Source organism: Burkholderia arboris, from assembly GCF_038723655.1.
In the GTDB taxonomy this organism is placed as follows: Bacteria; Pseudomonadota; Gammaproteobacteria; order Burkholderiales; family Burkholderiaceae; genus Burkholderia; species Burkholderia arboris.
In genome coordinates this window covers 2,703,239-2,723,630 of the sequence record NZ_CP109822.1, presented here as the reverse complement: position 1 = coordinate 2,723,630, position 20,392 = coordinate 2,703,239, and the positions used below count along the sequence as shown (strand labels likewise).

Below are 20,392 nucleotides of genomic sequence, written 5' to 3'. Positions count from 1 at the left end.
GTCAGGCCGCCAGGGCCTCGTCGATGCACGCCGCGAGCACCATCGCGGCGGCGTTGCCCGGTGTCGAGCCGAGCAGCTGCGGCGCATAGACGCTGTCGCCGGCCTCGATCGATCGCCCCGACAGCGCGCACACGCCGCGTTTGCGCGTCGTGAACAGCCGCCACTTCTGGTAGCCGTAATGCCCGGTGCACGCGTCGCGCCACGAAATCATCACGGTGTCGGCCGTGGGCCGCTCGAGCACGCTGATGGTCGGCTTGCTCGTCGGGTCCCACGACGGCAGCCGGTCGCGGGTGATGGTGCGCCGCCGCGGGAGGCCCCACGAGACGGACGGCATGTCGAAACTGCCGATCGCGGCGACGGTCATGAGCCAGGGCGCTGCAGGGTTGTTCATGTTTCTTTTCCTCGAAACGTAACGCGGTGCCGCCACGCGCGGCATCACGACAGGCGGATGCGCGGCTGCACCCAGCCGTTGATCCGCTCGGCGATCCACAGCAGGGTCGCCTTGGAAAAACCGTGCAGCGCCTGCTGGTGCCGCCGGTAGAGCATCAGGTGGCTGAACTGCGCGAAACGCCCCTGGATGAAGCCACCGCGGAAGAACCCGAACTGCCCGAGCGTGCCGAACGCGTCGTAATCGCTGATCGACACGAGCGCGCCGAAATCGTGGAACGCGAACGGCGGGATCGGCGTACCGTCGAGCCACGCGGGCAGGTGCTTCGCGAGATGCTCGGCCTGCTGCGTCGCGACCTGCGCGGTGGGCGGCAACGGCCGTTCCTGGCCGTCGGGCAGCAGGCTCGCGCAATCGCCGATCGCGAATATGTGTTCGTCGCCCGTTGCCTGCAGCGTGGGCCCGACGACGACCTGGTTCGCGCGGTTCGTGTCGAGCCCGCCAAGCGCCTGCATGAAATCGGGCGCCTTCACGCCGGCCGCCCAGACCATCAGGTCCGCTGCGGCGAACGAACCGTCGCCATAGTGGAAGCCGTTCGCATCGGCCGACGTCACGCGCGTCGACGTCAGCACGTGAAAACCGATCTGTTCGAGCCGCCGCTGCGCGGATGCCGAAATTCTTGGCGGAAACGCGGCGAGGATGCGCGGGCCGCTTTCGAGCAGCGTGAGCTGCAGCCGCTCGCGCACCGTCTCGTCGCCATAGGCCTGCGCGACTTCCAGCAGGCGGCTCAGCTCCGCCGCAAGCTCCACGCCCGTCGCGCCCGCACCGACGATTGCGACGCGGAACGGCTCGTCGCGCGCGATGCTGCGGAACACGCGCATCCGCAACGCTTCGTTGAAGGTCTCGGCTTGCTGCTGGCTGTCGATGAAGTAGCAGTGCTCCCGCACGCCCGGCACGCCGAAATCGTTGGCCTGGCTGCCGAGCGCGAGGATCAGCACGTCGTATTCGAGTTCACGCGCGTCGATCACCACGTCGCCGGCCTGCGAGCGGATCTCGCCGAGCTGCACGCGGCGGCGCGCGCGATCGAGCCCCTTCAGTTCGCCCGGCTGGTACGTGTAGCCGTGGTCGCGGGCATGGGCGAGGAAGATCACCTGCTGCTGCTGGACGTCGCGCGTACCGGCCGCGATCGTGTGCAGCATCGGCTTCCAGATATGGGTCGGACTGCGGTCGACGATGGTGACCTGCGCACGCCCGGACCGGCCGAGACGCTCGCCCAGGCGGGTCGCGAGCTGCAACCCGGCGATCCCGCCGCCGACGATGACGATGCGTGTAGGGGTAGTCATGGATAAATCATCACGTGATGAATAAGGTATGATCGTAGCGCTTCCCGGCTCCGCGTGTCAACGGAGTAGGGCAGGCCATCCAATTCCGGGGAAATGAAACCGGGGCCCGAACACGGGCAATCGAACCATTCAAGGGGAGCAGGAAAACGTGGCTGAAGTCACTGAGCGCGTGCCGTCGAAGCGGCGTACGCGCGGGCGGCCGCTGGCGGAGGCGTCCGTCGGTCCGGACGTGATATTGCGGGCCGCGCGCCGAACCTTTGCGAAGCGTGGCTACGATGCGACGAGCGTGCGCGAAGTCGCGCGCGAACTGGGCATCGACGCGGCATTGATCGCCCATCATTTCGGTACGAAGGAAACGTTGTGGCTGGCTGTCGTCGAGCAGATCGTCGAGCTGGCCGAACCGTTGTTCGATGCGCTGCGTGCACTGCGCACGTCATCGCTGCTGCATCGCGACCGCGTGCGGCGCGCGCTCGAGCTGTGCGTCGATCACGAGTTTGCGGAGCCGGACATCGGCATGTTCTTCTCGACGGCGGCGACCGAGGAGGGCGGCCGGCTCGACCGGCTGCAGGAGCGGATCGTGCGCCCGTATCACGATGCGATGTTTCCGCTGCTGGCGGACGCGGTCGAGGCCGGCGCGATCCGCCCGGTCGATCCGAACGTGCTGTTCTTCATGATCGCGAGCGCGGTCGGCACGACGGTGTCGTACAGCCACATGATGCTGGAGTTCACGTCGCTGCCGACGCGGCCGGATGCATTCCGGGAAGCCGTGCTCGCGGTCGCGTTCAACCTCATCGGCGACTGAGCGCCGCGCGCGCGATGCGCGCGGTCACGTCGCCGCAACCAGCCCCAGTTCGCGCACCGCGTTTCGCGCGGTCTCGCGCAGCGCATCGACGAGCGGCGACGGCGTGCGATACGCGATCGCCAGCTCGTACGCAAGCGGGCTGCCCGCATCCTTCAGTTCGCAGAACGTAATGCCTTGCGGCTGCATCGGCACGAACAGGCGCGGCATCAGCGCGACGCCGATGCCGCCTGCGACGAGCCCGGCCGTCGTTTGCATCTGGCGCGGCTGCTGCACCACCCGCGGCGCGAACCCGGCCTGTGCGCAGGCCGTCGCGATCAGCGCATGCATGCCGGGTCCGTGGTGCGCGGCAAACATGACCCACGGCTCGTCCGCCAGCTCGGCGAGCGCGATGCGCTTGCGGCGCGCGAGCCGGTGGCCGGCGGGCAGCGCGGCCACCATCCGGTCGCGCAGCAGCGGCTCGACGCGCACGTCGCCGGCATCGGCCACCGGCAGGACGACGAGGCCGACGTCCGTGCGGTCCTGACGCAGCGCGAGCACCTGTTCGGCGGTCGTGCCTTCTTCCAGCTGGAAATCGACGCCCGGATGCCGTTCCTGGAAGGCGCGCAGGATCAGCGGCAGCAGCGCGTTGACCGTACTGTCGACGAAGCGCAGCCGCAGCGTGCCGCCGAGACCGGCGCCCGCGCGGCGGGCCACCGCCACCGCGCGTTCGGCCTGTTCGAGTGCGCGCCGCGCTTCGAGCAGGAACGCTTCGCCGGCCGGCGTGAGCCGCGAGCCGCGGTTGTCGCGTTCGAGCAGCGCGACGCCCAGTGCGTCTTCGAGCTTGCGGATCGCGGCGCTCAACGGCGGCTGTGCCATGTGCAGCCGCTCGGCCGCACGCCGGAAGCTGAGCGTCTCGGCAACGGCGATGAATTGCCTGAACTGGCGCAGATCGATCATGCGATACCTTCCATGTATCAGTGGATCACTGAATTCGTATTTTACCTATCACCCGGCGCTGCCCAGAATGTCCTTGTCATCCATCGTCGATAGTCAGGAGGGCAGGTCATGACGGGCAGCGAACAGCAACGTACGGCGATCGTCACGGGCGGGTCGGGCGGGATCGGCTTCGCGATCGCGAGCAGGCTGGTGCAGGACGGGTATCGGGTCGCGATCGTCGGGCGCGACGTGGCGCGGCTGGAGGCGGCCGTCGCGCGGCTCGGCCGTGCGGCAATCGGGCAGGCCGGTGATTTGAGCGTGAGGCGCGACGCGCAAGCGGCGGTGGCCGCCATCGTCGCGCGCTGGCCGCGCATCGACGTGCTCGTCAACAACGCGGGGCTGACCGGCCGCGTCGGCGCGGATACGGAGGCGGGCGAAGCGGAGGCCGTGTGGGACGCGGTGCTCGACGCGAACCTGAAAAGCCTGTTCCTGACGACGATGGCCGTCCTGCCGCACCTGGCCGACCACGCCGCGCGGATCGTCAACATCGGTTCGATCGCGGCGCGCGCGGGCAGCCTGTTGCCGGGCGGCCTCGCGTATGCGGCCGCGAAGGCCGGCGTCGAAGGGTTCACCGCTGCGCTCGCGCGCGAGCTCGGGCCGCGCGGCGCGACGGTCAATACGGTCGCGCCCGGCTATATCGCCGATACGCGTTTCTTCGGCGACGGTGGCGTTGCACCGGCCATCGCGGCGACGATCCGCGAGCAGACGCCGGTTGGCCGCGCCGGGCAGCCGGACGACATCGCCGATGCGGTCGCGTGGCTCGCCGGGCCGCGCGCGTCGTTCGTCACGGGCGCGACGATCGCGGCAAACGGCGGCTGGCGCGTCGGGTAACGTACCGCGCGCGAGCGGCGGGCGCGGGTGCGTCCGTCATTCGGGATCCGCCGGCGGTTTGTCGCCGAGCCAGCGCCGCGCGCCGGGCCCGTTGCGGCCCGCGCGGTCTTCCGGATTGGTCAGCTTGCAGCGCTTCAGCGACAGGCAGCCGCAGCCGATGCATTCGTCGAGGTTGATGTAGAGCCGCTGCAGTTCCTCGATCCGGTTCGCGACGCGCTGCTTCCAGCCGCGCGACAGCCGCTGCCAGTCCTTGTTGCTCGGCGCGGTGTCCTCGGGGAGGCTGACGAGCTGTTCGGCGATTTCGTCGAGCGAATAGCCGATCTTCTGCGCGAACACGATGAACGCGATCAGCCGCAGCACCGCACGCGAATAGTGACGATGGCTCGAGCCGTTCCGGTGCGACTTGATGAGCCCGCGCGTCTCGTAGAACCGCAGCGTCGACGCCGGCACGCCGCTGCGCGCGGCCACTTCGCGGATCGACATCAGCGGCCATTTCGGTTCTTCCGGGGTACCCATGACGTTCTCCGGGAAAAGCTTGACTTGAAGTTAACTTCAACTTTTATGCTACGCGGCAGTTTAACCCGTCGCGAGGCATCATGCTCTCCTTATCCCTACGCAGGACGTCGCCTTTGGGCGCCGCCTGCGCACTGTTGCTGGCGTTGTCGGGCTGTCACGACGGCAAAGACACGTCGTCGGCCCATCCCCTTCCCGAAGTCGGTGTCGCGACTGTCGCGCCGCGCACGGTCCGCCTCGCGGACGCGTTCAACGGGCGTGTCGAAGCGGTCGACGCGGTCGAATTGCGGCCGCGCGTCAGCGGCTATCTGCAGCGTGTCGCCTACAAGGAGGGGGATCTCGTCGCGCAGGGCGCGCTGCTGTTCGAGATCGACCCGCGTCCATACCGGATCGCGCTCGACCGCGCCAACGCGCAGCAGCAGCGCGCCCGCGCGGCCGCGAGCCTTGCCCAGGTGCAGCTCAAGCGCGTGCAGACGCTGATCGATGCGCATGCGACGTCGCAGGAAGAACTCGACAATGCGCGCGCGACCGCCGAACAGGCGCGTGCGGATCTGCAGGCGGCCGATGCGGCCGTCGCCGATGCGAAGCTCAATCTCGGCTTCACCGAAGTGCGCGCGCCGATCGCGGGCCGCGTCGGCCGCGCGGTCGCGACCGTCGGCAACCTCGCGCGCGCGGACGACACGCTGCTGACGACCGTCGTGTCGCAGGATCCGGTCTACGTGTACTTCGACTGCGACGAACAGAGCTACCTGCGCTACAACGCGCGCCGTGCCGATCCGAAGCATCGCGCGATCGGCGCCGATCCGGTGCGTGTGGGCCTCGCGAACGAAACGGGCTTCCCGCATGCGGGCACCGTCGATTTCCTCGACAACCGGCTCGACCCGCAAACCGGGACGATCCGCGCGCGCGTGCGGCTGCCCAATGCGGACCATACGTTCACGCCGGGCCTGTATGCACGCGTGCAACTCGTCAGCGGCCGCGACCAGGACGCGCTGCTCGTCGACGACAAGGCCGTGCTCACCGACCAGGACCGCAAGTACGTGTACGTGATCGGCCCCGGCGACAAGGCATTGCGCCGCGACGTGACGATCGGCCGCGAGCTGGAGGGCGAGCGGATCGTCGAGAAGGGGCTGCAGGCGGGCGATCGCGTGGTCGTCGACGGCGTGCAGCGGATCTACTATCCGGGTGCGCAGGTGAAGCCGAAGGCGCTGCCCGCGCGCGCCGATGCGGGCGGCGGCAACGGCACGCAGGCCGTGGCCGATGCCGGCGCGCCTGCCGCGCAATGACGGGAGAACGGTAATGGATTTCTCCCGATTCTTCATCGACCGGCCGATCTTTGCGGTCGTGCTGTCGATCGTCATCTTCGCGATCGGCCTGATCTCGATTCCGATGCTGCCGGCCGGCGAATACCCGGAAGTCGTGCCGCCGAGCGTGGTCGTGCGGGCGACGTACCCAGGCGCGAACCCGAAGGAAATCGCCGAATCGGTCGCCGAACCGCTGGAAGAGGCGATCAACGGCGTCGAAGGCATCATGTACATGAAGTCGGTCGCCGGGTCGGACGGCAGCCTGCAGGTCGTCGTCACGTTCCTGCAGGGTGTCGATCCCGACACGGCCGCCGTGCGCGTGCAGAACCGCGTGAGCCAGGCGCTGTCGCGCCTGCCCGACGAGGTGCGCCAGTACGGCGTGACCACGCAGAAGCAGTCGCCGACGCCGCTGATGTACGTGAGCCTCTATTCGCCGGACAACAGCCGCGATTCGCTGTACCTGCGCAACTACCTGACGCTGCACGTGAAGGACGAGCTGTCGCGGCTCACCGGCATCGGCGACGTCGGCGTGTACGGCTCCGGCGACTATGCGATGCGGCTGTGGCTCGACCCGAACCGGCTGGCGTCGCGCGGGCTGACCGCGAGCGACGTGATCGCGGCCGTGCGCGAGCAGAACGTGCAGGTGTCGGCGGGCCAGCTTGGTGCGGAACCGTCGCCGAAGAAAAACGACTTCCTCGTGTCGATCAACGTGCGCGGCCGCCTGCGCACGGTGCAGGAGTTCAGCGACATCGTGTTGCGCAACGGCGACGACGGCCAGGTCGTGAAGCTGTCCGACGTCGCGCGCATCGAGCTCGGCGCGGGCGACTACACGCTGCGCTCGTACTTCAACGACAAGCATTCGGCCGTGGTCGGCATCTTCCTGTCGCCGGGTGCGAACGCGCTCGATGTCGCGAAGGCCGTGTATGCGAAGCTCGACGAGCTGTCGAAGCGGTTCCCGCCCGGCGTCGCGTACCGCCCCGTGTGGGACCCGACGGTGTTCGTGCGCGAGTCGATCCGCGCGGTGCAGCACACGCTGATCGAGGCCGTCGTGCTGGTCGTGCTCGTCGTGATCCTGTTCCTGCAGACGTGGCGCGCATCGATCATTCCGCTGGTCGCCGTGCCGGTGTCGGTCGTCGGTACGTTCGCGTGGCTCTACCTGCTCGGCTATTCGATCAACACGCTGACGCTGTTCGGGCTCGTGCTCGCGATCGGGATCGTCGTCGACGATGCGATCGTCGTCGTCGAGAACGTCGAGCGCAACATCGCGCAGGGGCTGAGCCCACGCGATGCCGCGCACCAGGCGATGCGCGAGGTGTCGGGGCCGATCGTCGCGATCGCGCTCGTGCTGTGTGCGGTGTTCGTGCCGATGGCGTTCATGTCGGGCGTCACGGGCCAGTTCTACAAGCAGTTCGCGGTGACGATCGCGATCTCGACGGTGATTTCCGCGATCAATTCGCTGACGTTGTCGCCGGCGCTCGCCGCGAAGCTGCTGCGTCCGCACGGCGCCCCGAAGGATGCGTTGACGCGCGGGCTCGACCGCGCATTCGGCTGGCTGTTTCATCCGTTCAACCGCTTCTTCGAGCGTAGCTCCGACCGCTATCACGGCGTCGTGGGTCGCACGCTGAAGCGGCGCGGCGTGGTGTTCGCGGTCTATGCGACGCTGCTCGCGGCGACCGCGCTGCTGTTGAACGCGGTGCCGGGCGGCTTCATCCCCGTGCAGGACAAGCTGTACCTGTTCGCGGGCGCGAAGCTGCCGGAAGGCGCGTCGCTCGCGCGCACCAGCGCGGTGACCGAGCAGATGACGAAGATCGCGCTCGGCACCGACGGGGTCGAGATGGTGCCGGCATTCGCGGGGCTGAATGCGCTGCAGGGCGTGAATACGCCGAACATCACGAACTCGTACGTGATCCTGAAGCCGTTCGACCAGCGCCACCGCAGCGCCGCGCAGATCAACGCGGACCTGAACGCACGCTTCGCGGCGATCAATGGCGGCATTACCTATGCGCTGATGCCGCCGCCGATCCAGGGCCTCGGCAACGGTTCCGGTTACTCGCTGTACCTGGAGGATCGCGGCGGGCTCGGCTACGGCGAACTGCAAAAGGCGCTCACGACATTCCAGGCCGCCGTCGCGAAGACGCCGGGGATGAGCTATCCGGTCAGCTCGTACCAGGCGAACATCCCGCAACTCGAGGTGAAGGTCGACCGGCTGAAGGCGAAGGCGCAGGGCGTCGCGTTGACCGACCTGTTCAATACGCTGCAGGTGTATCTCGGCTCGATGTACGTGAACGACTTCAACGTGTTCGGCCGCGTGTATCGCGTGATGGCGCAGGCCGATGCCGGCCACCGGCAGACGGCCGCCGACATCGCGAACCTGCGCACGCGTAATGCCAGGGGCGAGATGGTGCCGATCGGCTCGATGGTGACGGTGGGGCCCGCGTACGGTCCCGATCCGGTCGTGCGCTACAACGGCTATCCGGCCGCCGACCTGATCGGTGACGCCGATCCGAAGGTGATGTCGTCGTCGCAGGCGATCGCGAAGCTCCAGCAGATCGCGAAGGAGGTGCTGCCCCCGGGCATCACGCTCGAATGGACCGACCTCAGCTACCAGCAGGTCACGCAGAGCAACGCGGCGATCGTGGTATTCCCGCTCGCCGTGATGCTCGTGTTCCTCGTGCTCGCATCGCTGTACGAGAGCTGGACGCTGCCGCTCGCGGTGATCCTGATCGTGCCCGTGTGCATGTGCGCGGCGCTATTCGGCGTATGGCTGTCCGGCGGTGACAACAACGTGTTCGTGCAGGTCGGCCTGGTCGTGTTGATGGGGCTCGCGTGCAAGAACGCGATCCTGATCGTCGAGTTCGCGCGCGAGCTCGAAATCCAGGGCAAGGGCGTGATCGAGGCGGCACTCGAAGCGTGCAAGCTGCGGCTGCGCCCGATCGTGATGACGTCGGTCGCGTTCATCGCGGGCTCGGTGCCGCTCCTGATCGGCAGCGGCGCGGGCAGCGAAGTGCGTGCGGCCACCGGCATCACCGTGTTCGCGGGGATGCTGGGCGTCACGGTGTTCGGGCTGTTCCTGACGCCCGTGTTCTACGTGGCGATCCGCAAGCTCGCGGGCGGCACGCCGGCCGTCTGGAGCGAACAGCACGGCACCCTCGAAGGAGAAAACCGATGAGCGCCGCTTTCCGTCTTTCCGCGCTCGCGATGTCGGTGACGCTCGCCGCGTGCGCGGTCGGCCCCGATTTCAAGCGGCCCGATACGGCCACGGCCGCGCGGTTCGCGCGTGACGGCCATCCGGCGCCGCAGCGCGACGCGTCGCCGGCCGAGATGCCGCCCGATGCGTCGGCCGCCGCCGATGCCACGTTCTGGCGCGGCTTCGGCGATCCGGCGCTGACGCAGCTGATCGACGCGGCGCTGGCGGCCAACCAGGACCTGCAGGTCGCGGTATCGCGTTACGACGCGTCGAACGCGTTGCTGTCGCAGGCAACCTTCGACCGCTATCCGACCATCACCGCGAGCGGCCAGATCGGCCATCAGCTGATGAGCAAGGACCAGGCGTTCGGCGCGCCGCGCAGCCAGCGCAATACGCCGACGTCGAACGTCGGGATCAATGCCGCCTGGGAACTCGACCTGTTCGGCCGCGTGCGGCGCTCGATCGAGTCGCAGCGTGCGGAAACAGCGGCCAGCGCGGCCGACGTGCGCGCGGTGCGCGTTGCGATCGCGGGCGAGGTGGCGAGCACGTACGTCGATCTGCGCGGCTCGCAGGAACGGCTGCGGATCGCGCGCGAGAACGCCGACAACCAGAAGCAGACACTCGCGCTGATCAATGCACGCGTCGGCGCGGGAAGAGGGTCCGAACTCGACGCGGCGCGTGCGCGTGCGCAGTACGAATCGACGACGTCGCGGATCGCCGTGTACGAAGCCGCGATCGGCGTCGACGAGCATCGGCTCGCGGTGCTGACCGGCCAGACGCCGGATGCGCTGATTGGCCGCTTCGATCTGCCGAAAGCCGGCGCGTCGCCCGGCACATCGGCGCCGCTGCCGGCGCTGGACGCCGACATCGATCCCGGCACGCCGGGCGACCTGCTGCGCCGGCGTCCCGATGTCGCGGCGGCCGAGGCGCGGCTGCACGCGGCGACCGCGCGCGTCGGCGTCGCGACGGCCGACCTGTTCCCGCGCTTCACGCTGTCGGGGCTGCTCGGCAGTGCGACGAGCAGTTACGGGTTCTTCCGCGCGGGCAGCGATACGAACCTGATCGCGCTCGGCATCGACTGGTCGTTCCTCGACGTCGGCCGCGTGCGTGCGCGGATCGCCGCGAGCGACGCGGAAGCGGCCGGCCAGCTCGCGCAGTACCGGCAGACCGTGCTCGGCGCGCTGGAGGAAACCGAGAACGCGCTGCTGCGTGCCGCCCGCACGCGTGACGAGACCGCGCACCTCGTGCGGGCGGCGGACGACAGCGCGCGCGCCGCACAGCTCGCGCAGACACGCTTCTCGGCCGGTGCGATCGACTACTACGAAGTGCTCGATGCGCAACGGACGCTGCTGCAGGCGCAGGATGCGGCGGCCGACGGGCGGATGCGCAGCGCGGCCTCGACGGTCGCGCTGTACAAGGCGCTCGCAGGCGGCTGGCCGTCGGGTACCGGGCAAGGCGCACAAGCCCCGCTTGCGCAGTCGAAGCCGTAGCGCGAGCAGCGGCGCGCGGCAGGCCGGCAGGACGGTGTCTGTCGCGCGCTGCAGGGTCACACGATCGCCGGGTCGACCTTGTCTACGTCGATGCCGTAGCGCCGGATGGCCTCGCCGACGCGTGCGCGCTCGATCACGCCATCGTCGGCGAGCGCTTTCAACGCCGCGATCGCGATGAAGTGGCGGTCGACCTCGAAGAACGTGCGTAGCGCCTCGCGCGTATCCGAGCGGCCGAAGCCGTCGGTGCCGAGCGACACGAAGCGCCGGCCGTCGACGAACGCGCGGATCTGGTCGCCGACGATCTTCATGTAGTCGGTCGCGACGACGACAGGCCCCGTGCGGCCATCGACGCATTGCTGCACATACGGCACACGCGGCGCCTGATCGGGATGCAGCAGGTTCCAGCGCTCCGCGGCCAGCCCGTCGCGGCGCAGCTCGGTCAAGCTCGTCGCGCTCCAGACGTCGCTCGACACGCCGAAGTCCTGCGCGAGCAGGTCGCTGGCGGCGATCACTTCGCGCAGGATCGCGCCGCTGCCCATCAGCTGCACGTGCGGTGCATCGGCGGTGCGCGGTGCGCTTTCGCGCAACAGGTAGAGCCCCTTCAGGATGCCGGCCTCCGCGTGATCGGGCAGCGCCGGATGCGGGTAGTTCTCGTTGAGCAGCGTGATGTAGTAGTAGACGTCCTCCTGTTCCGCGAACATCCGCCGCAGCCCGTCGCGCACGATCACCGCGAGTTCGTATGCATAGGTCGGGTCGTACGACACGCAGTTCGGAATCACCGACGACAGCACCTGGCTATGCCCGTCGTTGTGCTGCAGCCCTTCGCCCATCAGCGTCGTGCGGCCCGACGTCGCGCCGAGCAGGAAGCCGCGCGTGCGGGCGTCGCCGGCCGCCCAGGCAAGATCGCCGACGCGCTGCAGCCCGAACATCGAATAGAAGATGTAGAACGGGATCGCCGGCAGCCCGTGGTTGCTGTACGCGGTGCCGGCCGCGATCCACGACGCGATCGCGCCCGACTCGTTGATCCCTTCCTGGAGGATCTGCCCGTCCTTCGCTTCCTTGTAGTAGCTGAGCTGGCCTGCGTCCTGCGGCGTATAGAGCTGGCCGAGATGCGAGTGGATGCCGATCTGGCGGAACAGGCCCTCCATCCCGAACGTACGCGATTCGTCCGGCACGATCGGCACGACGAGCTTGCCGAGCTGCGGATCCTTCAGCAGCGTGCCGAGGATGCGCACGAACGCCATCGTCGTCGACAGCCCGCGCTCGCCGGTGTCCTTCAATTGCGCGTCGAACGCGGCGAGCGGTGGCACCGGCAGCGGCTGCACGGCGCTGAAGCGGGCCGGCACGTGGCCGCCGAGCGCCGCGCGGCGCGCCGCGAAATAGCGTGCTTCCGCGCTGCCCGGTTCCGGCTTCAGGTAGGGCAGTTCGTCAAGCTGCGCGTCGCTGACCGGCAGCGCGAAGCGATCGCGGAACGCGCGCACCGCATCGGCGCTCATCTTCTTCAACTGGTGGTTCACGTTCTGGCCTTCGCCGGCTTCGCCCATCCCGAAGCCCTTGACGGTCTTTGCGAGCACGACGGTCGGCCGGCCGTCCGCGCGCATCGCCTGCGCATAGGCCGCGTGGACCTTCTCCGGATCGTGACCGCCGCGCGCCAGTTTCCAGATGTCGTTGTCGGACAGGTCGGCGACGAGCTCGAGCAGTTCCGGATACTTGCCGAAGAAGTGCTCGCGCACGTACGCGCCGCTTTGCGACTTGAAGGTCTGGTAGTCGCCGTCGACGCACTCCATCATGCGCTGGCGCAGCAGGCCGGTCGTGTCGCGTTCGAGCAGGCGATCCCAGCCGCCGCCCCAGATCACCTTGACGACGTTCCAGCCGGCCGCGCGGAACGTGCCTTCGAGTTCCTGGATGACCTTGCCGTTGCCGCGCACGGGGCCGTCGAGACGCTGCAGGTTGCAGTTGACGACGAAGATCAGGTTGTCGAGCCGTTCGCGCCCGGCGAGCGAGATGGCCGCGAGCGATTCGGGCTGGTCCATTTCGCCGTCGCCGAGAAACGCCCACACCTTGCGGCCCTGATGCGCTTTCAGCCCGCGGTACTCGAGGTAGCGCATGAAGCGCGCCTGATACGCGGCCGTGAGCGGGCCGAGCCCCATCGACACGGTCGGGAATTGCCAGAACTCCGGCATCAGGCGCGGATGCGGATACGACGACAGCCCGTCGCGCCCTGCTTCACGGCCGGTTTCCCGGCGGAAATTGTCGAGCTGCGCATCCGTGATGCGGCCTTCCAGATACGCGCGGCCGTAGATGCCGGGCGCCGAATGCCCCTGGATGTAGACCATGTCGCCGTCGAACGTATCGGTGCGGCCGCGAAAGAAGTGGTCGAAGCCGACGTCGTACAGCACCGCGGCCGACTGGTAGGTCGCGATGTGGCCGCCGACGTTCGAATGCCGGCCGGCGCGCAGCACCATCACCATCGCGTTCCAGCGGATCATCGCGTTCAGGCGGCGCTCGAGCGCGAGATCGCCCGGGTAGGCCGGCTGCCGTTCACGCGGCACGGAGTTCACGTAGGCGGTCGTCACGCGGCCATGCAGGTCGCCGTGGCGGGCTGCGTCAAGATCGGCGAGCTGGTCGAGCAGGTAGTGCGCGCGCGGGCGGCCTTCGAGTGCGATCACGGATTCGAGCGCATCGAGCCATTCGCGGGTTTCCTGCGGATCGATGTCGGGTAACGCGAGAGGTGCGGTCATGCAGTGTCTCCAGAAGCATCAGGCTGCGCGGGGCGACGGTCGTGGCGCCGCGTCGCGCGACGGAACGCCCGCCGATCGGCGGGCGAAAATGATTGCAATTGCAATCGTATGGAGGCCATTGTTATCGAGGTAAAATTTAATTGCAACTGCAATTCAACGAAAGGAACGACCTGACATGAGCGCACCCGAACCCGATTTGTGGTTCTCGTTCGTCCGCGCGCACCGGACGATGATTCGCGAGATCGAGCGCCGCCTCGCGGCGGCCGGTTTGCCCGCGTACGCGTGGTACGACGCGCTGTGGGGGCTCGAAAGCGGGCCCGACGGCACGCGCCGCATGCACGAACTGGCCGATGTGCTCGCGATCGAGCGCTACAACCTGACGCGGCTCGTCGACCGGCTCGAACAGGAAGGGCTCGTGACGCGCGCGCGGTCCGCCGACGACGGCCGCGCGGCGTTTGCGAGCATCACCGACAAGGGGCGGACGCTGCGCAAGAAGATGTGGAAGGTGTACCAGTCGACGGTCGCCGAGCTCTTTCTCGACCAGTTCGCCGGCAAGGAGCAGGCGGCGATGGCCGCCGCGCTCGACCGCGCGACCGCCGCGGCGCGCGACGCGTCCGCTGACGCGAAGTAACGGCAGCCGGCGCGCCTCAGCCGCGCGCATAGCGGTGCATCGCCTGCGCGGCCCAGTCGGCCGGCACGCGACCGTCGTCGGCCAGCAGGCGGAGCGCGACCGCGGCGATCCACCGCGCATTCGGTGCCCGTGTGCCGGGGCCGGCCGTATCCGCGCCGAGCGCCGTAAAGCGGGCCGGGATGAACGCGCCGATCTGCGCGGCGACGTGCCGCGCATAGCCCGTCACCGCGAGCACCGGCGTGCCGCTTTCGCCGAGGCTTGCCCGCACGTGCGCGACGCGCGGTTCGTCGTGCGGATGCAGCAGGTTCCAGCGGTCGGTTGCGCGCCCGTCGCGCGCGAGCTGCGTGTAGCTCGGGCAACTCCAGATCGTCGAGTCGATCCGCCATTCGTCGTGCAGCAGGTCGGCGGCTTCCATCACGTGCGTGAGCGTGCTGCCCGCGCCGCATAGCCGGATGTGCGCGGCCGCGCCGGCTGCCGCGCGCCGGCCGGCCCGCACCATGCCGTTGAACGCGTCGCGGGCTGCAGTCGCCGACAGCGGCTTTGCATCGGGCACACAGTCGTCATGGCCCGCGAGGTAGAAAAACCCCGGCTGGCCGGCGACATAGAGCGTGCGCAGCGCGTGGCGCAGGATCGCGATCGCTTCGTGTCCCGACGCCGGGTCGTACGGCGTGCAGGCGGGGTTCGCGGCCAGCCAGTGCGGAACGTCGGGCGTCACGCCCTTCGGCCAGGACGACGCGGCCGTTTCGGCATCGTTCACGAAGATCCCGCGATCGACGGTTTCGATCGAGGCCAGCCGCAGCTGGTCGATCGCACGCGCGTGCAGCAGGTACAGCAGCGGCCGCTCGAAACGCTTGCCCGGATCGAGAAACCGCAGCGGCCACGCGCTGATGTGGCGATGCGCGCGCGTATCGGCGAACGACTCGCGTGCATCGGCGCGGACGATCCACACGCGCTTCGACGTCGCCGTATCGCGTTCGAGGCAATCCGCGGCCGCGCGCATGGCGCCGAGCGGGGACACCGCATGGCCTGGCGGCGCGAGCCGCCGTGCCGTGAGCCGTTCGAGGCAGGCCGCCGCGGCGCGGCGGGTGTCGGGCGTCCGCACGGGCGGACCGGGTCGCGCAGTTTGCATGTCCCTCCTTCGAGTACTGGCATGTCGCCGGCGCCATCGGTTCCGGCATAGGATTGCAATTGCAACGATTGTAGTTGCAATGATAATTCGATGACAAGGACCGACATGACCTCGAATCACTCCCTCACGTTCCATACGGCCGATACGCCGAACGGGCACAAGATCGCGATCTATCTGGAAGAGGCCGGGATCGCGCACGACCTCGTGCACGTGAACCTGTCCGCCGGCGAGCAGCGCAGCCCGGCGTTCCTCGCGATCAACCCGAACGGCAAGATCCCGGCCATCGTCGACCACGATACCGGGCTGGCCGTATTCGAATCCGGCGCGATCCTCGGCTATCTCGCCGAGAAGACCGGCTGTCTGCATCCGGAAACGCTGGCCGAGCGCACGGCGGTCCAGCAATGGCTGCATGTCCAGATCGGCGGAATCGGGCCGATGTTCGGCCAGCTGTGGTGGTTCCTGCATGCATCGAAGACGGTCAATGCGGAAGCGATCGACCGCTACCGCAAGGAGGCCGCGCGCCTCTACGGGGTCGTGAACCGCCGGTTGGCGGAATCGGCGTATCTCGCGTCGTCGCGGTATTCGATCGCCGACATCGCCGCGTTTCCGTGGCTACGCACGGCGGCCGAGCTCGATCTCGAGGTTGCCGGTTTTCCGCATGTCGAGCGCTGGCTGGCCGACATCGCCGCACGGCCGGCGGTCCAGCGGGGCCTGATCGCATGCCGCGCGCCGTCGGCCGAGGCGGCGCACTGACATCGCATCGCCCGCGCTGCATGGGCGGCGCGGGGCCCGGCCGCCTCGCTGCCGGGAAACATTGCTCTCCTTCGTCGTAAACGTCTCGAATGCGTGATATTTGCGCCGCGCGATCCGGTTTAGAGTGGCCGCGAATCGATGACGATGTGTCGTATGGCTGCAGCCCCGGGCCGTACAGGCGCACCAGAGGAGTTGGAGACAAATGGGTGAAGGCAGGATTACGCAGGTCGAGTCGTTCGGTTTCGAGCGCATTCCCGATGCATCGCGCTACGCGCGGCCGATCGATCTGTTCCGGTTGCTGTTCGGCGGCTGCAATACGTTTTCCACATCGGTGCTCGGCAGCTTTCCCGTGCTGGTCGGGCTGTCGTTCAAGGCGGGCGTCTGCGCGATCGTGCTCGGCGTGCTCGCCGGCACCTGCATCCTCGCGCCGATGAGCCTGTTCGGCCCGCGCAACGGCACGAGCGACCCGGTGTCGTCAGGCGCGCATTTCGGCATCCACGGCCGGATCGTCGGCTCGTTCCTCGCGCTGCTCACGTCGATCGCGTTCTTCTCGCTCGCGGTGTGGAGTTCCGGCGACGCGCTCGTCGGCGGCGCGCACAACATGGTCGGCGTGCCCGTCAACGGCTTCACGCTCGGCGCGGCCTACATGGTGTTCGCGGTGCTCGTGCTGATCGTCTGCATCTACGGCTTCCGCTTCATGCTGTGGGTCAACAAGATCGCCGTGTGGGCCGCGAGCGTGCTGTTCGTCGCGGGCCTGTTCGCGTTCGCCGGCCTGTTCGACATGAACTATGCTGGCACGCTGCAACTCGGCAGTGCGGGATTCTGGGCCGCGTTCGTCGGCGCGGTACTGGTCGCGCTGAGCAACCCCGTATCGTTCGCGTCGACGCTCGGCGACTGGGCGCGCTACATTCCGCAGCACACGCCGAAGCATCGCGTGATGGGCGCCGTATTCGCCGCGCAGGTCGCGACGTTCGTGCCGTTCTTCTTCGGCCTTGCGACCGCGACGATCATCGCGGCGAAGGCGCCCGCGTTCATCGCGTCGAACGACTACGTCGGCGGGCTGCTTGCGATCTCGCCGCGCTGGTTCCTGCTGCCGATGTGCCTGATCGCGATCATCGGCGGGATGTCGACCGGCACGACCGCGCTGTACGGCACCGGCCTCGACGTGTCGAGCATGTTCCCGCGCGTCCTGAACCGCGTGCGTGCGACGCTGCTGATCGGCACGATCGCGATCGCGTTCATCTTCGTCGGCCGCTTCTGGTTCAACCTCGTCGAAAGCGTCGCGACGTTCTCGACGCTGATCGACACGTTCAGCTGCCCGTGGATGGCGATCATGGTGATCGGCTACGTGACGCGCCGCGGCTACTATCTCGCCGACGACCTGCAGGTGTTCAACCGCGGGCTGCACGGCGGGCACTACTGGTTCACGCACGGCTGGAACGTGCGCGCGATGGGGGCATGGCTGCCGGCTGCGTTCATCGGGCTCGCGTTCGTGAACCTGCCGGGCCAGTTCGTCGGGCCGCTCGGCCACCTCGCGGACGGGCTCGACCTGAGCGTGCCGGTGTCGCTGGCGGTGGGCGGGATCCTGTACTTCGTGCTGCTGACGTTGTATCCGGAGCCGGATGGCGTGTACGGCCCGCACGGGCGCCGCTTCGTGCGCGGCGGCAAGCCGGGCGCACGCGGTGCCGGTGCGCCGGCGATTCAGCCGAAGGGATATTGAGCGGCGCGTGGCGGGTTGTCTCTCGCTACGCTTGCCGAAACGACAACGCCGCCATGCGGGTCAAGCCGCCGGCGGCGTTGTCGTTTCCGTTTCCGGCGTGCGCGGTGGATCAGTGAAACGTGCTGCCCGCGAGCATCCCGCCGTCGACGATGAATTCCGACCCCGTGCAATACGCGGATTCGTCGGACGCGAGGAACAGCACGAGGCTGGCCACTTCGTCGGGCTTGCCGATGCGCGCGATCGGCAGGCCGCTGTAGATCGACGACGGATCGAAATCCGCGAACTCGGGCGGGCGTGCCATCACCGTATCGATGCCGCCCGGATGCACCGAGTTCACGCGAATGCCATAGCGGCCGAATTCGAGCGCGGCAGCCTTGGTCATCCCGCGCACCGCGAACTTGCTCGACACGTATGCGCTGCCGCCCGCGACACCTTCCATCCCGGCCGTCGACGACACGTTGACGATCGAGCCGCCGCCTGCTTCCTTCAGCGCGGCCACGGCCGACTTCATGCCGAGCCAGCAGCCGATCTGGTTCACGTCGATCACCTTGCGATAGTCGTCGAGCGAACACGATTCGATCGGCACGAGCTTCAGGATCGCCGCGTTGTTCACGAGAATGTCCAGCCGGCCGAACTGCGCGAGCGTGGCCTGAATGGCTGCCTGCCAGTCGGCTTCGCGGGTGACGTCGAGATGCTGGAATCGCGCGGCGTCGCCCAGTTCGGCCGCGACGCGCCGGCCGGCGTCGTCCAGCACGTCGGCGATCACCACGCGTGCGCCTTCGGCGGCGAACCGGCGCGCTTCCGCTTCGCCCTGGCCGCGGGCGCCGCCGGTGATCAGCGCGACCTTGCCTTCGAGTCGTTTCATCCTGTTTGCTCCTGTGAGTGAGAGGGGACGCGCGGGCTCGCTTACGCGGAGGCGGCCGCCGCGTCGATGATGCGAACCGGATCGGTACCGTCCCAGGTGTGTGCTTCGGCGATGCCGTGCACGATCATGTCGCGCATGCCCGCGCCTTCGATCACTTCGACGCGCACGCCGGGATCGTCGGCGTCGTCGAGATACGCGACGCGCGTGGCCGGGTTGTGTGCTTCGAACACGACGCGCAGGCCGCGCGCCGTGAGCTGCGAGACTGCCGCATCGAGATCGTCGACGACCCACGCGACGTGATGCGGGCCGACGAGCGGCTGCCCGTGCGCATCGCGGTACGGCGACCGCGTGTCGTTCGTGACGTGGATCAGCTCGATCTGCAGATCGCCGCGATACGCGAGGCCGACGTCCATCGTGACCGTCACCGGTTCGCCGAGATACCGGCCGTCGAGGCGCACGTTGCGGAACACGGTCCACGGGCCGACATCGTGGCGGGCGCGCCAGCGTGCGATGCTGCGGTCGAGGTCGGCGACCACGTAGCCGATCTGGTCGATGGGGCCGGGGAGTGGATCGTTCATGTCGTCTCCGTGGCGGACGCACGTATGCGTGCCGCGCGATGAATGACGGCCATGATCGCAACAAAGCGTGTGCTTCGTGCCATCCAAACGGACGAGAACTCGGGGGGACGGCTTGCGCAGCCGTATGGCGCAGCGATGCGATCGGTACGCGCGCTGCAAGGACGGAGAAACGGCCGACGCGTCAACGCGCGGTCGGCGCCTTGACCGTCAGCCGGCAGACCGTCGCGAGCGCGAGCAGGTTCGGATCCCGTTCGCGGCGGTGCAGGAAGCTCAGGCCGATCGTCTGGCGGATCGTCGGTCCGGCGAGCGGCACGAGCGCGATCTTGTGCGCGAACAGGTCGCGCACGCGGCCGGGTAGCAGCGAGCAGCCGACGCCGCCCGACACGAGGTTGATCAGCGAAAAGATGTCGCCTACCCGCATCACGACGTTCGGTGTGACGCCTGCCGTGCGGAATGCCTCCGTGAAGCCGTGATGCGTCGCGAAACCTTCGCCGAGCGACACGAACGGCTCGTCGCCGCACGCGTGGAGATCGATCGCGTCGCGTTGCGCATACGGCGAATCGACCGGCGCGGCGAAGAACATCTCGTCCTCGAACAGCGCGATCGATTCGATCTCGGCGTCCGGTTCGGGCAGCGCCATCAGCGTCGCGTCGATCGCACCCTGCCTGAGCTTGTCGAGCAGGTCGGCGTTCGAGCCGAGCACGAGTTCGGCCTGCAGCTCGGGGCGACGCTCCTTCAGCGCGATCACGACCTCGGGCACGGTGCGGATCGTCAGCGAATACAGCGAACCGATCTTCAACTGGCCCGCGCCATAGCCGGCCGCCTCGCGCGTCGAACGAATGCCGTTCGTCATCGTCTTGAGCACTTCGCCGGCGACTTCGGCGAGCACCTGCGCGGCATCGGTCGGCATCAGGTTCCGCCCCTCGTGGCGGAACAGTGCGCAATGCATGCCTTCCTCGAGCGTATGCAGCGCGCGGTGCACGCTGACGGTGCTCACGCCCAGCGCCTCGGCCGCCTTCGCGAGGCTGCCGGCTTCCATGAACGCGAGCAGAACTTCGAGCTTGCGGAACGTGATCTCTTCGTTGATGCGGTTGCGCATGATGCGGGCGACGGGAAGGGCGGCCGACGATTCTGCCGCAGAACCC

Annotated in this window: 17 protein-coding genes; 8 read left to right on the top strand and 9 right to left on the bottom strand. The window is 68.4% G+C overall.

The window, feature by feature from the left end; translation table 11 throughout:
* Position 1 precedes the first annotated feature (1 nt).
* Together OHZ10_RS29635 and OHZ10_RS29630 are read right to left on the bottom strand one after the other, a co-directional pair.
* Entirely contained in the window at positions 2–391 is a 390-nt protein-coding gene (locus tag OHZ10_RS29635) for a DUF3331 domain-containing protein (protein ID WP_059239947.1), read from the bottom strand.
* A 44-nt stretch (positions 392–435) separates the two neighbouring features.
* Complete coding sequence (locus tag OHZ10_RS29630) at positions 436–1,728, bottom strand: NAD(P)/FAD-dependent oxidoreductase (RefSeq protein ID WP_059239949.1); 1,293 nt, start codon at positions 1,726–1,728, stop codon at positions 436–438.
* A 148-nt stretch (positions 1,729–1,876) separates the two neighbouring features.
* Between OHZ10_RS29630 and OHZ10_RS29625 the strand changes: the two genes are divergently transcribed.
* Positions 1,877–2,530 (top strand): TetR/AcrR family transcriptional regulator, encoded by a 654-nt coding sequence (locus OHZ10_RS29625; RefSeq protein ID WP_059239951.1) that lies wholly within the window; start codon positions 1,877–1,879, stop codon positions 2,528–2,530.
* Between the two features lie 24 nt (positions 2,531–2,554).
* Here OHZ10_RS29625 and OHZ10_RS29620 read toward each other — a convergent pair whose 3' ends face one another.
* Positions 2,555–3,466 carry a LysR family transcriptional regulator gene (locus OHZ10_RS29620; protein ID WP_174991326.1) on the bottom strand — a complete coding sequence of 304 codons (912 nt, stop codon included), beginning with the start codon at positions 3,464–3,466 and terminating at the stop codon, positions 2,555–2,557.
* A gap of 108 nt (positions 3,467–3,574) precedes the next feature.
* Between OHZ10_RS29620 and OHZ10_RS29615 the strand changes: the two genes are divergently transcribed.
* Positions 3,575–4,336, top strand: a complete 762-nt coding sequence (locus OHZ10_RS29615; RefSeq protein WP_342705212.1) for an SDR family NAD(P)-dependent oxidoreductase — start codon at positions 3,575–3,577, stop codon at positions 4,334–4,336.
* A 36-nt stretch (positions 4,337–4,372) separates the two neighbouring features.
* On the opposite strand, the gene soxR is transcribed toward OHZ10_RS29615, so the two are convergent.
* Positions 4,373–4,852: a redox-sensitive transcriptional activator SoxR gene (gene soxR / locus OHZ10_RS29610; protein WP_059239957.1), complete on the bottom strand. Its 480-nt coding sequence runs from the start codon at positions 4,850–4,852 to the stop codon at positions 4,373–4,375.
* Between the two features lie 80 nt (positions 4,853–4,932).
* On the opposite strand from soxR, the gene OHZ10_RS29605 reads away from it, so the two are divergent.
* Genes OHZ10_RS29605 through OHZ10_RS29595 form a run of 3 tightly spaced genes read left to right on the top strand, consistent with a single transcriptional unit; the run spans position 4,933 to position 10,830 of the window.
* Positions 4,933–6,135, top strand: coding sequence for an efflux RND transporter periplasmic adaptor subunit (locus tag OHZ10_RS29605; protein ID WP_059239959.1), 1,203 nt, complete (start codon positions 4,933–4,935; stop codon positions 6,133–6,135).
* A gap of 13 nt (positions 6,136–6,148) precedes the next feature.
* A complete protein-coding gene (locus tag OHZ10_RS29600; RefSeq protein WP_342705211.1) occupies positions 6,149–9,322 on the top strand; it encodes a multidrug efflux RND transporter permease subunit in 3,174 nt (1,057 codons plus the stop codon).
* Positions 9,319–10,830 (top strand): efflux transporter outer membrane subunit, encoded by a 1,512-nt coding sequence (locus OHZ10_RS29595; protein ID WP_342705210.1) that lies wholly within the window; start codon positions 9,319–9,321, stop codon positions 10,828–10,830. Before OHZ10_RS29600 ends, OHZ10_RS29595 begins: the two co-directional genes overlap by 4 nt.
* Positions 10,831–10,886: 56 nt before the next feature.
* On the opposite strand, the gene aceE is transcribed toward OHZ10_RS29595, so the two are convergent.
* The gene (aceE, locus tag OHZ10_RS29590) at positions 10,887–13,571 is read right to left on the bottom strand and encodes a pyruvate dehydrogenase (acetyl-transferring), homodimeric type (RefSeq protein ID WP_342705209.1); all 2,685 of its coding nucleotides are present in this window, start codon (positions 13,569–13,571) and stop codon (positions 10,887–10,889) included.
* A 175-nt stretch (positions 13,572–13,746) separates the two neighbouring features.
* Here aceE and OHZ10_RS29585 point away from each other — a divergent pair, with 175 nt between their 5' ends.
* The gene (locus OHZ10_RS29585) at positions 13,747–14,202 is read left to right on the top strand and encodes a MarR family winged helix-turn-helix transcriptional regulator (protein WP_059239968.1); all 456 of its coding nucleotides are present in this window, start codon (positions 13,747–13,749) and stop codon (positions 14,200–14,202) included.
* Between the two features lie 16 nt (positions 14,203–14,218).
* On the opposite strand, the gene OHZ10_RS29580 is transcribed toward OHZ10_RS29585, so the two are convergent.
* The gene (locus OHZ10_RS29580) at positions 14,219–15,331 is read right to left on the bottom strand and encodes a transketolase-like TK C-terminal-containing protein (RefSeq protein WP_226196342.1); all 1,113 of its coding nucleotides are present in this window, start codon (positions 15,329–15,331) and stop codon (positions 14,219–14,221) included.
* Positions 15,332–15,436: 105 nt separating this feature from the next.
* Between OHZ10_RS29580 and OHZ10_RS29575 the strand changes: the two genes are divergently transcribed.
* Together OHZ10_RS29575 and OHZ10_RS29570 are read left to right on the top strand one after the other, a co-directional pair.
* Positions 15,437–16,084, top strand: a complete 648-nt coding sequence (locus OHZ10_RS29575) for a glutathione S-transferase family protein (protein WP_342705208.1) — start codon at positions 15,437–15,439, stop codon at positions 16,082–16,084.
* A gap of 202 nt (positions 16,085–16,286) precedes the next feature.
* Positions 16,287–17,804, top strand: a complete 1,518-nt coding sequence (locus OHZ10_RS29570) for a purine-cytosine permease family protein (protein WP_174991320.1) — start codon at positions 16,287–16,289, stop codon at positions 17,802–17,804.
* Positions 17,805–17,913: 109 nt separating this feature from the next.
* Here OHZ10_RS29570 and OHZ10_RS29565 read toward each other — a convergent pair whose 3' ends face one another.
* The 3 genes from OHZ10_RS29565 to OHZ10_RS29555 form a co-directional block, all read right to left on the bottom strand.
* A complete protein-coding gene (locus OHZ10_RS29565) occupies positions 17,914–18,669 on the bottom strand; it encodes a glucose 1-dehydrogenase (protein ID WP_059239975.1) in 756 nt (251 codons plus the stop codon).
* 41 nt (positions 18,670–18,710) lie between these two features.
* Positions 18,711–19,247, bottom strand: coding sequence for a VOC family protein (locus OHZ10_RS29560; protein ID WP_059239977.1), 537 nt, complete (start codon positions 19,245–19,247; stop codon positions 18,711–18,713).
* A 181-nt stretch (positions 19,248–19,428) separates the two neighbouring features.
* A complete protein-coding gene (locus OHZ10_RS29555; RefSeq protein WP_174991319.1) occupies positions 19,429–20,346 on the bottom strand; it encodes a LysR family transcriptional regulator in 918 nt (305 codons plus the stop codon).
* Positions 20,347–20,392 lie beyond the last annotated feature (46 nt).